Raw genomic sequence first — 13,712 nt, 5'->3', positions numbered from 1 at the left:
ATACAAAGCAGAGATTGATTTTCAATACCTCACCTTTTGCTACAACCGATTTCCATCTGATGAGCTTGATCGAACCATAAGTGTGGCTCGCACTCGTTCCCTAACTGATGGTAAAAAAAACTGGTAATTGTTGAAAATTGCTACCTCAAGCAATTCTGACTTTTTACCGAATCTGGAAAGCCCGAATAATAAATCGCTAAAAATTCATCTCCCAGCATCAGAAATCAGTAATGACTTAAATAGCTTTTTCAAATACCCCATCTTTTGATTTCGATTATAGATGCAACCCTTTGAACTGCCAGAATTTTACATGCCTTGGCCCGCAAGGCTGAACCCAAACCTGGAAGCGGCACGAGTGCATTCCAAGGCGTGGGCTTACCAGATGGGGATACTCGGCTCACAAGAGGAAGCGGAAAGCTCCCCTATCTGGGACGAGCGAACATTCGATGCCCACGACTACGCTTTGCTTTGCTCATATACCCATCCAGACGCCCCAGGTACAGAGCTTGACCTAGTGACCGACTGGTATGTTTGGGTGTTCTTCTTCGACGATCACTTTCTTGAGACCTATAAGCGCAGCGGAGACATGGCTGGTGCCAAGGAATACCTCGACCGACTGCCAGCGTTTATGCCAATATACCCCGCTGACACCCCATCCGTCCCCACCAACCCAGTAGAGCGCGGCTTGGCTGACCTGTGGTCTCGCACCGCATTTACCAAATCTGCGGACTGGCGGCGGCGATTCTCCGAGAGTACCAAGAACCTGCTCGAAGAGTCTCTGTGGGAACTCTCCAACATCAACCAGGATCGGGTCGCCAACCCCATCGAATACATCGAAATGCGCCGCAAGGTTGGCGGTGCACCGTGGTCAGCGGATCTCGTCGAACACGCCGTGTTTGTTGAGATCCCGGCTGAAATCGCCGCAACTCGGCCGATGCGTGTACTCAAAGACACATTTGCCGATGGAGTGCATCTTCGCAACGATCTGTTTTCCTACCAGAGAGAAGTAGAGGATGAAGGGGAGAACGCTAACTGCGTCTTAGTTCTTGAGCGCTTCTTGAATGTGAGTACCCAGGAGGCGGCCAACCTCACCAACGAACTGCTGACCTCGCGGCTACAGCAGTTTGATCACACTGCCATCACCGAGTTGCCCCCTCTTTTCGAGGAACACGGACTAGATCCAGTAGCTCGGATCAACGTTCTGTTATACATCAAAGGACTTCAGGACTGGCAGTCGGGCGGTCACGAGTGGCACATGAGGTCGAGCCGCTACATGAACAAGGGAGCGGACAATTCTCCGACATCTACCCTACTTCTGGGCGGACCCACAGGATTGGGCACATCAGCGGCGCGGCTTGGATCGTTATACGCCACCTTGGGTTTAGGAAGGTTCAAGAGCTTCACTCATGTTCCATACCAGGCTGTGGGACCGGTGACACTGCCGAAGTTTTACATGCCGTTCACTACAAGTTTGAATCCCCATCTAGATGCCGCGCGGCAGCATTCCAAGGAATGGGCGCGTCAGATGGGGATGCTAGACTCACTACCTGGCATTCCTGAGTCCGTCATCTGGGATGACCACAAATTCGATGTTGCCGACGTGGCCTTATGCGGTGCGTTGATCCATCCGAATGCGTCCGTCCCGGAGTTGAATCTAACGGCGGGCTGGCTTGTCTGGGGAACCTATGCCGACGATTACTTCCCGGCGCTCTACGGGCACAGCCGCAACATGGCAGGTGCCAAAGTGTTCAACGCCCGACTGTCGGCATTCATGCCTCTCGACTCCACCCCCACCCCGTTACCGACTAACCCAGTGGAACGCGGCTTGGCTGACCTGTGGTCTCGTACAGCTTCCCCCATGTCTGCAAACGCGCGGCGTCAGTTCCGCCGTGCTGTAGAGGACATGACTGAAAGCTGGTTGTGGGAACTCGCCAACCAAATCCAAAATCGGATTCCAGACCCGATAGATTATGTTGAGATGCGCCGCAAGACATTTGGCTCTGATCTGACGATGAGCCTGTCCCGACTAGCCCAAGGTGATGAGATCCCGCCGGAGATATACCGCACCCGACCAATGCGCCAGTTGGATAATTCAGCCGCCGACTTCGCCTGTTTAACCAACGACATCTTCTCCTACCAGAAAGAAATAGAATTCGAGGGCGAACTCAATAACGGCGTGCTAGTCGTTCAGCAATTCCTCAACTGCGATCTGTCCCAGTCCGTCGAGGTCGTCAACGACCTGATGACCTGTCGGGCGCGCCAGTTTGAACACATCGTCGCCACCGAACTGCCGGCTCTTTTCGACGATTTCGACCTAGACGCAAGTACCCGCAAGAAACTGCACGGATACGTCGAGAAACTACAGCAATGGATGTGCGGCGTACTCAAGTGGCACATAACGGTAGACCGCTATAAGGAATTTGAATTGCGTAATAGTTCGGCAGCAGGGCGGCTGCCTAGCGGTCCCACAGGGCTGGGTACTTCGGCTGCACGTATCAGATCGTTGATCGATGCGGGGAGTCATTTTGTCAATATTCGGTCGATGAGGTCAGATTCTTCGTTCGGAAAGTAGAGTTTGCTGCTGTGAATTCTTTTGTCAGCATTCGGTTAAGTAAGAAGACCAGTTTTTTTATTAACTAGAAAGTAGAGGATTAAGTTGTGACATATTCTAATGATTCCGGTTTAGATGTTGAGGGTCAGCAGCCCCAGTTGAGCTTGAGTACAGCAGCAGCGCGTAATTTGGCGACGACGACCAAGTCTGCACCGCAGATGCAGGAGATTACATCCCGGTGGTTGTTGAAGTTGTTACCGTGGGTGCAGACGAAAGGTGGTGTGTATCGAGTCAACCGTCGATTGAGTTATACCGTGGGTGATGGACGTGTCACTTTCACCAACACCGGAGCTTCAGTACAGGTAATTCCTCAAGAACTTTGTGAGTTGCCCTTGCTGCGAGGGTTTGACGACACCGAGGTGTTGACCGCGTTGGCGAACCAGTTTGTTCAGCAGGAGTTCGCCCCTGGCGACGTCATCGTCGAGATTGGTCAGTCTGCCGATCGCGTATTACTGATTGCCCACGGCAAGGTGAACAAGATTGGTCTTGGCAAGTATGGTGAGCAGATCGTCTTGGATGTGCTAGCCGACGGTGACCATTTTGGTGATGAGGTTGTAGTGGAGTCCCAAGACACCTGGGAGTTTACGCTCAAGGCTATTACCAGATGCACAGTGTTGTCACTGCCCCAACAGGCGTTTGAGCAGCTGATTGACCAATCGGAGGCGTTGCGAACTCATGTTGAGCAGTTCCGAGTCCGCCTGAGACAGCCACAGAATCCCCAGGGTGAAGCCTCGATTGAGTTGGCTGCGGGGCATGTTGGGGAAACCCAATTGCCAGGGACTTTCGTTGACTACGAACTTGCACCTAGGCAATATGAGTTGAGCGTCGCCCAAACTGTGTTGCGGGTGCATACTCGAGTAGCGGATCTGTACAATGAACCGATGAACCAGACCGAACAACAACTGCGGCTGACCATTGAAGCATTGCGGGAACGTCAAGAACACGAATTAATCAACAACCGGGAATTCGGGTTGCTACACAACGCCGACCTCAAACAGCGCATTCACACCCGCAGCGGAGCACCCACCCCCGACGATCTCGACGAACTACTGGCTACAGTATGGAAAGAGCCGGGGTTCTTCCTGGCTCACCCCCGCACGATCGCTGCCTTCGGTCGGGAGTGTAACCGCCTAGGTATCTATCCACAAAGCGTTGACATGGGCGGACACATGGTGCCTGCTTGGCGTGGCGTACCCATCTTTCCCTGCAACAAGATCCCCATCACCAATACCCGCAACAGTTCTATCCTCTTGCTCCGCACTGGTGCAGAAAAACAAGGGGTGATCGGCCTACACCAAACTGGTATCCCCGACGAATACCAACCCAGCCTGTCTGTCCGATTTATGGGCATCAGCGAAAAGGCGATCATCTCCTACCTGATCACCGCCTACTACTCCGCAGCCGTCCTCGTTCCTGACGCACTCGGTATCCTCGAAGATGTGGAAATCGGGCGTTAAATACAGGGTTTCATTAATTCGCTACGAATTAATGAAACCCTGTACTAAACATTCGTGAGGGTTTAAGGCACAATGACTTTTGGTAATCCAAAATCGTTCGACTCAAGCGTTGCCGTAGTCTAAAATCCAAAATGGTATCACCTTAACCTCTCACTTATTGGGTCGGGCACTTTTTTTGTTAACTAGAGGATGAGGTGATGACGGATTCTATTGAATCGAATTTAGATGTTGAGAGTGGACAACCTCAACTGAGTTTGAGTACAGCTGCTGCGCGCAATTTGGCCACGACCACTAAATCTGCGCCGCAAATGCAGGAGATTACCTCGCGGTGGTTGTTGAAAATGTTGCCGTGGGTGCAGACGAAGGGTAGTACCTATCGGGTGAACCGTCGGTTGACCTATACTGTGGGTGATGGGCGGTTGAGTTTCTCCAACACCGGAGCCGTGGTGCAGGTGATTCCCCAGGCACTTGGTGAGTTGCCATTACTGCGAGGGTTTGACGACACCGAGGTACTCTTGGCGTTGGCGGGTCGGTTTGTGCAACAGGAGTTTGCACCTGGTGACATCATAGTGCAGTCAGGTCAGCCAGCCAATCAGCTTTTTTTGATTGCACATGGCAAGGTGAACAAGATTGGTGTTGGTAAATATGACGAGCCGACCGTGTTGGGTATGTTGGCTGACGGTGACTATTTTGGCGATCGCACATTGGTAGAATCCCAAAGCAACTGGCAGTTCACAATCCAGGCTCTCACCCAATGCACAGTATTGGCGCTACCACAGCAGGTGTTTCGGGAGTTGCTCAACCAGTCTCAGGCTTTACAGGCTCATGTTGATCGCTTCAGAACCCGTCCACAAGTGCCACAGAACAAATACGGTGAAGTCTCCATTGAGGTAGCTTCGGGGCATGTCGGAGAGACTGAGTTGCCGGGAACCTTCGTCGATTACGAACTCTCACCCCGCGAATATCAGTTGAGCGTCGCTCAAACCGTATTGCGGGTGCAGACTCGGGTAGCGGATCTGTACAACGAACCGATGAACCAGACCGAACAACAACTGCGGCTGACCATTGAAGCATTACGGGAACGTCAAGAATACGAATTGATCAACAACCGTGAATTCGGGTTGCTGCACAACGCCGACCTCAAACAGCGCCTCTACACTCGCAACGGAGCACCCACCCCCGACGATCTTGACGAACTACTCACCCGCCGGAGAAAGTCGAAGTTCTTCCTGGCTCACCCCCGCACCATTGCCGCTTTCAGTCGAGAGTGCAACCGCCTCGGCATCTATCCACAAAACATCGATCTAGATGGTAGCATGGTGCTTACCTGGCGGGGTGTACCTATTCTTCCCTGCAACAAGATCCCCATCACGAAGACCCAGACTAGCTCCATCCTTGTGCTTCGCACTGGTGAGGAAGACCAAGGAGTGATTGGTCTACACCAAACTGGTATCCCCGACGAATACCAACCGAGCTTGTCCGTCCGATTTATGGGTATCAGCGAAAAGGCGATTATTTCTTACCTCGTCACCGCCTACTATTCCACAGCCGTCCTCGTCCCCGACGCACTCGGCATTCTCGAAAACGTCGAAATCGGGCGCTGAGGGAAGGGTAAACAATTAGACATCGACCGAATTTAAAGCCTCTTTTCGAGACGCTCCGCGTTGGCCAACACGTAGCGTGGCGTTAGATTCTAGATTTTTCTAGACTAGACACTTTTGATACAGTTGTTAGACGTTTGATTAGAAATTTTTTAGCTTAATCAAAAAGAAGCCCCACATCTGACCCGAAGGGCAGTGTGGGATGAATTTTTGGGCGATGACGAATTGACCCACAACCAAATCAATCCGTAGGATTGACAGGACAGTGGGTCGATGAGGAATCGCCATTTTTGACGTTAAGCGAATCGATAAAATCCTCAATTACATTGGTCATAGTTTTATCATGTTGAGCCGAATATAAACGCAGTTTATTTAATCTCCGCTCGGATATTCTCAGATTCAATGATTTGTTTTTCATAAATGCCTATACAACGCCTGTACGTTTATGCTATCGTTTGTATAGGTCGAAGGCAAGGACAAAAAATGAAAATCTCATACCAGTACAAAATTAAACCAACTAAAGAACAGGCGGAAAAAATCAATAAAACACTGGAAATGTTGCGTTGTCAATATAACTATTTGTTGGCTCAAAGATTTGACTGGTATGAGATGAATCGTAGTCCTATTGATAGATGTCCATTAATTTGTCATCTGCCCGAATTAAAAGAACAGCCTAACTATTACAATCAAAAAGCATCTCTAGTTCAACTCAAATTAGATAGACCTTGGTACAAAGATATTCACTCTCAGGTACTTCAAGAAGTTCCTAAGAAAGTTGAATTGGCTTTTGATAGATGGTTAAAAGGTGACATTAATGGCAAGAAATCAGGTAGACCTAGATTCAAGGGTCAAGGACAATACAAAACTTTTACTTATACCCAATTTAAAAGACATCATTTTGTTAACAACAAAATCACGCTATCAAAAATTGGAGATATCAAGGTAATTGTTCATCGCCCAATACCCGTTGGATTTGACATCAAAACTGTATCTGTCACCAAAAAAGCGGATGGTTACTACATCACTCTCAGCCTTGATGACAAATCAGTTCCTACAGTTAAGCCTGACTTTAATCCTGACAATATTGTTGGTATTGATGTTGGCTTAATTGATTTCTATGTAGCTTCTGATGATTCTAGAATCAAAGCACCTAAATATCTACGCAAAGCTGAACGCTTGCTTAAATCATTGCAGCGTATGGTATCAAGGCGTAAAAAAGGTTCTAACAGACGCAAAAAAGCTATTAAAAAATTGGGTAAACAGCATAAAAAAGTGGCTGATACTCGTAAAGACTTCCACTTTAAAACAGCTAAATTACTACTTGATAAGTATGATGTTATAGCTGTGGAAAAATTGAATATCAAAGGACTCGTTAAAACTAAATTGGCTAAAAGTATTAATGATGCTGCTTGGAGTCAGTTTGTAACCATACTTTTAAACAAAGCCGAGAATGCTGGTTTAAAAGTAATAGCTGTAAATCCAAACGGTACTAGCCTTGAATGCTCTAACTGCGGTCACAAGGTCAAAAAGTCGTTATCTCAAAGAATGCACAATTGTCCTGTATGTCATGCAAGCTTGTGTAGAGATTTAAATGCGGCTATAAATATAAAGAACCGTGGGACACACGGTCTTAAAGCTCAGTCAATGTCCGGATTAGGAGTCGCTGAGAAGCCCACACTTACCCAAAGGGAAGTGTGGGAGATGTCACGACAGCTGAGAAGTCTGTCCTGCGGGAGATGAAGATCAATTCGCTTCGTTTTTGAGAGAGGCTATGAACTAGACATTTATCGGTTGTCTGTTGTAAGAACTTTTGCTGTCTTCAATTCCCACCTGTGCCAAAGATTCTTGACCTGTAATCAATCTAGCGCCGCGATTGCGGGTGAAATAATTCCATGCCCACTGAATCATGACTACTATTTTGTTGTCAAATTCAATTAAAAAGTAGATGTGAATCAACAGCCAAAACAGCCAGGCAAAGAAGCCTTTAAGTTTGATAAAACCTAAATCGACAACGGCGGAATTTTGCCCAATTATCGCTAAATTACCATGATCAGTGTAATTAAATTGGGGTAAAGTGTCGCCTTTAAGCCGCTGTTGAATTAGTTTTGCTACATATTCTCCTTCCTGCTTGGCCACTGGTGCAACACCAGGTAGGGGTTTACCATTTTGATGTGAAAAATTTGCTAAGTCGCCAACTACGAAAATATGAGAATGTCCCTGAATACTTAAGTCAGGTTCGACAATCACACGTCCTAAGCGATCGCATTCTGCACCTGTGCGTTCTGCTAGCACTTTGCCCATCGGGTTCGCTTTTACACCCGCAGCCCACAATATGGTTTTTGATGCTAGTTCTCTAACGCTATCACCTTGCTTGATGGTTACAACGCCATTTTCAATATTCGTTACCATTGTTTTTGTCTGGACAAGCACACCCAACTGCGTCAGGGATGTTTCTGCTGCTTGTGATAACTCGGGGGCAAAGGGCGGCAAAATCCGCTCCATCCCTTCTAACAGCAAGATTCTGGCTTCTGAGGTGTCAATGTTGCGGAAATCTTCTTTGAGGGTTTGGTTTGCCAGTTCGGCGATCGCACCCGCTAATTCTACACCAGTCGGCCCACCACCAACAATCACAAAGGTTAACCAAGCACGGCGTTTTTCGGGATCAGTCTCTTTTTCTGCGGCTTCAAATGCCATAAAAATCCGCCGACGCATTTCAATCGCATCTTCCACAGTTTTCAAGCCAGGGGCAAACTCTTCCCAGTTGTCTTTGCCAAAATAGGAATGCTTGGCACCTGTGGCGACAATTAACGTATCGTAATGTATGGTTTCATCACCTACCATCACGTTTTGCGCGACGGTGTCAATATCATTCACGAATCCCAGCCGCACTTTTGTATTCTTGCTCTTGCTGAGTACAGAGCGCAACGGTGAGGAAATATCAGCGGGAGATAAAGCACCTGTAGCCACCTGGTACAAAAGTGGTTGAAATAGATGAAAGTTGCGTTTATCAATCAGAGTCACGTTCACATCTGCCTTCTTCAGTGCTTTAGCGGCATACAGTCCCCCAAAACCACCCCCAACGATAACTACTTGATGTACTGGGTTATTGTTATCTGCATCAACCATTAGAAATATATCCCTGTGTTCTGTTGTAACTATTCTTAACAAATTTGTATCGAAATTGTTACATTTTTTCTGTTTATTTTGAACATCTAAAAAAATGATTAAACTAATTAAAACTAGACTTTTAGATGAAAATATGATATGTAGCCGACTATAAACAGAGTAGCTGTAAACAACATCAGGCTGACAGGCATTGTTTAAGCAGTTGTGAGCACCAAAAGACGAAGGAGATTAGGGACAAGGAGGACAAGGGGGAATGATTGACTTAGTCTCCCATTACCTTTTTCCCAATTACCCATTACCAATTACCCATTACCCATTACCAATTACCCATTACCAATTTGAGGTACAATCATAAGCCTGCCAATTAATGACGATGCTTGCTGACAGGAGATGCTTCTATGGCCCGGATGTATTATGACGAAGATGCTAATTTAGACCTTTTAGCTGGAAAAACTATTGCCATCATCGGCTATGGTTCTCAAGGTCATGCTCACGCCCTCAACCTGAAAGATAGTGGCTTGAATGTCATTGTCGGACTATATCCGGGCAGTAAATCAGCCGCAAAAGCCGAAGCATCTGGCTTAACTGTGAAAAATGTGGCAGATGCTGCCAAGGCTGCTGATTTCATCATGATTTTGCTGCCAGATGAAGTGCAAAAAACTATTTACAAAAACGAGATTGAACCAAATCTGGAAGCAGGGAATGTGGTAGCCTTCGCTCACGGGTTCAACATTCATTTTGGGCAAGTTGTCCCACCTGCCGACGTTGATGTGGTGATGGTAGCACCGAAAGGCCCAGGGCATTTAGTGCGACGGACTTATGAACAAGGGCAAGGTGTACCAGCCTTATTTGCAGTTTATCAAGATGCTAGTGGACAAGCACGCGATCGCGCCATGGCTTACGCTAGAGGTATTGGTGGTACTCGTGCCGGCGTGCTCGAAACTACCTTCCGGGAAGAAACCGAAACCGATTTATTTGGGGAACAAGCCGTACTGTGCGGTGGTTTGAGTGCCTTAATCAAAGCTGGATTTGAAACTTTGACCGAAGCCGGCTATCAACCAGAATTAGCTTATTTTGAATGTCTCCACGAAGTCAAATTGATTGTTGACTTGGTGGTAGAAGGTGGTTTAGCCAAAATGCGCGACAGCATTTCTAACACCGCCGAATATGGTGATTATACCCGTGGCCCGCGGATTGTCACCGAACAAACCAAAGCAGAAATGAAGAAAATTCTCAGCGAAATTCAATCTGGGCAATTTGCGCGGGAATTCGTTCTCGAAAACCAAGCTGGTAAACCAGGATTTACCTCCATGCGTCGTCAAGAAGCAGAACATCCAATTGAGGAAGTTGGCAAAGATTTACGCGCCATGTTTAGCTGGTTGAAAAAAGCCTAAAATTAATTAGTAATTGGTAATCAGTGAAAGATCTGATTACTGATTACCAATTTGTTAAATGTAAGATGAAAATTTTGTTTGTAGTCAGAAATTTATCGCTCTCTGCAAGTATTTAAAGGACTAAAGTCCTTACTACCAGCTCTCTGCAAGTATTTAAAGGACTAAAGTCCTTACTACCAGCCTTGTTCATAATTTGAGAAATTGGCGTATCCGCAGAACTGTATATTGGACGGTGTTTTCGTCGGTATATTCTAGGTTAATCGGTATGTCTTGACCAAATTTTAGCAAAATCACAGCCCGATAAAGTTTTTTGTATTTAAATTGCTCTTCTTGAATTTCAAAATTCAAAATTGATAAGAGTGAATATTTGATGATTTTTTCACCAAACAAACCTTTACGTTCTATAAATACCTGATTGAGACTTTTATAAAAAGTGCAAGTGCTTACTGGTGATGATAAGACAAAAGCACCGAAAGCCGTGAGAATCAACATACATAAGCTGAAGTAGAAAAGATATTCACGCTGATTTTGCCGCAAAAATAGGGAAGTTTTATCAGAGTAAATAAAATTGTTAATTTCCGCAGCAGCGTTTTGATTTGCTTGATAGCTAGCATAAGGTAGCAAAGCAAATTCTCCAAAGGGAGTTGTAATTACAACCTGATATGATTTTCCCCCCTTACTACCGCTTTTGGTGATGATTTGCGCTTGCTGGGGATCGAAAATGTTGAGTTTATCTATCTTTCCCAACCTTCCCAACAAACTAAGCCGCTTCAATTCACAGTTAATTTTGTTGGGTGAGGTGCGAGTGCAGGTTAAACTGACTGAAGCAAAATTAAAAAATATACAGTAAATCAATAAACTCAACCCAGCGATAAAAAGACACCCCCCACTGAGCCATTTTCTGATTGGTTGCTGCTGGATGACTAACCTCGTGGGGGTTTCCTCTATAATTTTCATTAGTCTTTGTATCTAGAAGACTTAAGCCATAAGTAAAGTATTCCCCTGATAATCGATGCACATATCACCATTGCTAAAATTTTTTGGATAAAGAAAATATAATTAAATTATTGCCTTCTCTTAGCTATCTCAAAAACAGCAAGATAAATTTCTGGCCAATTGGGGATAGAACCAGTTTAGAGGGTTATAGTGATAACCAACCCGACTCTCAATTTCTCAACCGCTTCCGGACGCCAGGTTTTAGCAGCAGGTGGTAAAAACATCTGCGTCCCGGTGGATATTTAGCTACAAAATATTTTGAGAAAGCAGCAGATAGCAATTAGTTTTTTCTGGAGTTCGCATCCATGACATCCTTAATTTCCACCTTCTCACAACACCTAGCTTTTTCCCAACCTGAGGTAGAAGCGTTACTTTCACAACCGCTAAATAAAGTTCTCAATTCGCTGGAAATTAAACAAGAATTAGACAGTCTAGATACTAATTTGCTCAGGGAAACTTTACCCACAGCAGGGGGAGTTTTAGCTCAGGAACTACCGCCTTTTTACCATTGGCTAAAACATGAGTTAGGCGTTAAGCGTGTTCCTGATAGTCCAGAACACACAACAAAATGGGTGATTGGTTTTGTCAATAATCAAGAAAGTCTAACTCGCTTGGTGGAGTTACACCGTCCTGTACCTCGTCCGGCTTTAGAAGCTGCGGTTCCCCGGTTGGTAGGTCTGTTTGATGGCGTGGAAGATCTCAAGGTGCGGTTAGAATGGCAAAAGGCGATCGCAGTTTTGTGTCTAATTCTGGTCGTTGATACCCGTGAGCAAAATCCAGCCGCTGTCGCTGTCTGATTTCTCATCGACATAGCTTTAAAGCCGAAACTTTAATATGCATTATGCAAAACCCTTGTAGAGACGTTGTAGGCAACGTCTCTACTAATTTTTGCACCCTTGGAGAGAAAAACAACGAGGCTGCGACAAATTTTTATTTCAAAAACTTTCTAAAATATCCTTGAAACCTGCCTTACAGCCTTAACTTGCTACCAATGATTGATCGCTGTGAAATCAGCCGCATTTTGATCACCAAAAAATCTTCAACCAATGTTATTAAATTACAAAAATCACTTTATTTTGAATCAATTATAAAGTACAATCACAAAATTGAATGAAGTATAAACAATGACAGATACAAATGATAAAACTCTAGATACACGTAACCGCGTTGTGGAATCTGCTAATCGTTTAGGGGTTCAACTCAATGAGCAAGAATTAGAACGCTGGATGAAGTCCATCACCGAGGCGACAGGCGACAGCGATATTGTGGTGGATAAAGAAACTGGTGTTTTTGGGCACAAAGTCACCATGTTGGATTTCGACCCACAACAGCTGGCACGGTTTCGCACCATTGGCAAAATCGTAGAATTTGACGATGTTCCTGGTGTCGTGGAAACTGCATTAGCGCTTTCTGGTTCAGCGGCTCAATCGAAAATTCAAACCTATCCCGGTGACTGTGACTACTTTGAGCGAGTGAATATCATTGCACCCACTCGCACCGAAGCCTGCGAAATTCTTGCTAAAATCATGCGCGAAAAGGGGCTCAACAGCTTATCTGGCCCCAGTTACCAGTTACTTGAGTTGAAGTTTGGTAGCTACCCCCAAGAAGTGATTCGGGGAAAACAAACTATGCGTGTTGGTTCACCAATTAGCTGGCTACCCAATGATCTTGTTGCTGGTCAAATCGAAGCTATCGATGCCTTGGGTAATCCTATAGTCATCACCTGGGATTCTGTAGCACAAGACCCCGGTTGGTGCAAGCTAGACTGGGTGATTGCCGACACGATACGCGGTCAGTTGTCCAATGCCAGTAATATGTTGGATGTCACCTGGGAAGCGCCAGATGGTGTCATCACTCCACTAGACGGCTATCTGGACGGCTACTTCCAGGAGGTTTACTTAGATGCTGAATCAGCCCCAATCTTTGCCAAGCTGGTGAAGCAGGTCTCCACTGACGTCATGGATAGTTATGTGGTACGGTTGGAAAATGAAGTCAAAAAATGCGTTAAAGGCGATAATCTCAACTACGGCAAAGCCGCAAAGCGTCTTTACAACATCTTCCGACTGAACGGGCGTTATGAAGAAGCCGCTTTTCTGCGTGAGTTGTTTGATGAACCTGCGGCGCTACTCTATCAAGTCCATGCCCTAGTGCGAACTGTCCAAGAAGCTAGGGACAAGACCACTGTTTTTGATATCGACACCATTCTTGATCAGGCGGATGAACTGATTATCTCAGTAGTCAAGGTCTTGGAGGGGGAAGAAGAGTCGGAAATAGTCCGCCATCTGCTGCGTTTATACCGTAGTCTGTGCCGCCAAGAGCCTGGCACTCCCCTCGATGCTGAGGTAGATGTAGCCCAGGCGGAAGTAATGAAAATTGTGAACAATTTCTTCTATGAAAAAATGACGGCGTTACCCACGATTAAGTCTTATATCGAGGGTTTCCAGATTTGACACTCCCCGCTCTTTCATAGACGGGGATTCTTGGTTCAACGAGACCACTTAAACTAGATTCCTTAACGTGACATCTC

General features: G+C 46.1%; 9 protein-coding genes. 7 read left to right on the top strand and 2 right to left on the bottom strand.

The features are described from left to right. The first annotated feature begins 280 nt into the window (after positions 1-280). The 4 genes from CYLST_RS20825 (at position 281) to CYLST_RS20810 (ending at position 7,409) form a co-directional block, all read left to right on the top strand. Positions 281-2,572 carry a family 2 encapsulin nanocompartment cargo protein terpene cyclase gene (locus tag CYLST_RS20825; protein ID WP_015209723.1) on the top strand — a complete coding sequence of 764 codons (2,292 nt, stop codon included), beginning with the start codon at positions 281-283 and terminating at the stop codon, positions 2,570-2,572. Between the two features lie 86 nt (positions 2,573-2,658). Next, positions 2,659-4,068, top strand: coding sequence for a family 2B encapsulin nanocompartment shell protein (locus tag CYLST_RS20820; RefSeq protein ID WP_015209722.1), 1,410 nt, complete (start codon positions 2,659-2,661; stop codon positions 4,066-4,068). A gap of 197 nt (positions 4,069-4,265) precedes the next feature. Then, positions 4,266-5,672 (top strand): family 2B encapsulin nanocompartment shell protein, encoded by a 1,407-nt coding sequence (locus CYLST_RS20815; protein ID WP_015209721.1) that lies wholly within the window; start codon positions 4,266-4,268, stop codon positions 5,670-5,672. 480 nt (positions 5,673-6,152) lie between these two features. Then, complete coding sequence (locus CYLST_RS20810) at positions 6,153-7,409, top strand: RNA-guided endonuclease InsQ/TnpB family protein (protein ID WP_015209720.1); 1,257 nt, start codon at positions 6,153-6,155, stop codon at positions 7,407-7,409. Positions 7,410-7,445: 36 nt separating this feature from the next. Here CYLST_RS20810 and CYLST_RS20805 read toward each other — a convergent pair whose 3' ends face one another. Further along, complete coding sequence (locus tag CYLST_RS20805; protein WP_015209719.1) at positions 7,446-8,795, bottom strand: NAD(P)/FAD-dependent oxidoreductase; 1,350 nt, start codon at positions 8,793-8,795, stop codon at positions 7,446-7,448. Between the two features lie 398 nt (positions 8,796-9,193). Here CYLST_RS20805 and ilvC point away from each other — a divergent pair, with 398 nt between their 5' ends. Further along, the gene (ilvC, locus tag CYLST_RS20800) at positions 9,194-10,189 is read left to right on the top strand and encodes a ketol-acid reductoisomerase (protein ID WP_015209718.1); all 996 of its coding nucleotides are present in this window, start codon (positions 9,194-9,196) and stop codon (positions 10,187-10,189) included. Positions 10,190-10,375: 186 nt separating this feature from the next. Here the strand turns inward: ilvC and CYLST_RS36060 are convergent, their stop codons facing one another. Beyond that, positions 10,376-11,146, bottom strand: a complete 771-nt coding sequence (locus CYLST_RS36060; RefSeq protein ID WP_015209717.1) for a hypothetical protein — start codon at positions 11,144-11,146, stop codon at positions 10,376-10,378. A gap of 344 nt (positions 11,147-11,490) precedes the next feature. On the opposite strand from CYLST_RS36060, the gene CYLST_RS20790 reads away from it, so the two are divergent. Both CYLST_RS20790 and CYLST_RS20785 read left to right on the top strand, forming a co-directional pair. Continuing rightward, the gene (locus CYLST_RS20790; protein ID WP_015209716.1) at positions 11,491-11,982 is read left to right on the top strand and encodes a hypothetical protein; all 492 of its coding nucleotides are present in this window, start codon (positions 11,491-11,493) and stop codon (positions 11,980-11,982) included. 327 nt (positions 11,983-12,309) lie between these two features. Further along, positions 12,310-13,635, top strand: a complete 1,326-nt coding sequence (locus tag CYLST_RS20785; RefSeq protein WP_015209715.1) for a hypothetical protein — start codon at positions 12,310-12,312, stop codon at positions 13,633-13,635. The last annotated feature ends 77 nt before the right edge of the window (positions 13,636-13,712 follow it).

The organism is Cylindrospermum stagnale PCC 7417 (assembly GCF_000317535.1).
Lineage (GTDB): Bacteria > Cyanobacteriota > Cyanobacteriia > Cyanobacteriales > Nostocaceae > Cylindrospermum > Cylindrospermum stagnale.
The sequence above is the reverse complement of the archived record's forward strand: the minus strand, read 5'-3'. Positions and strand labels throughout refer to the sequence as shown.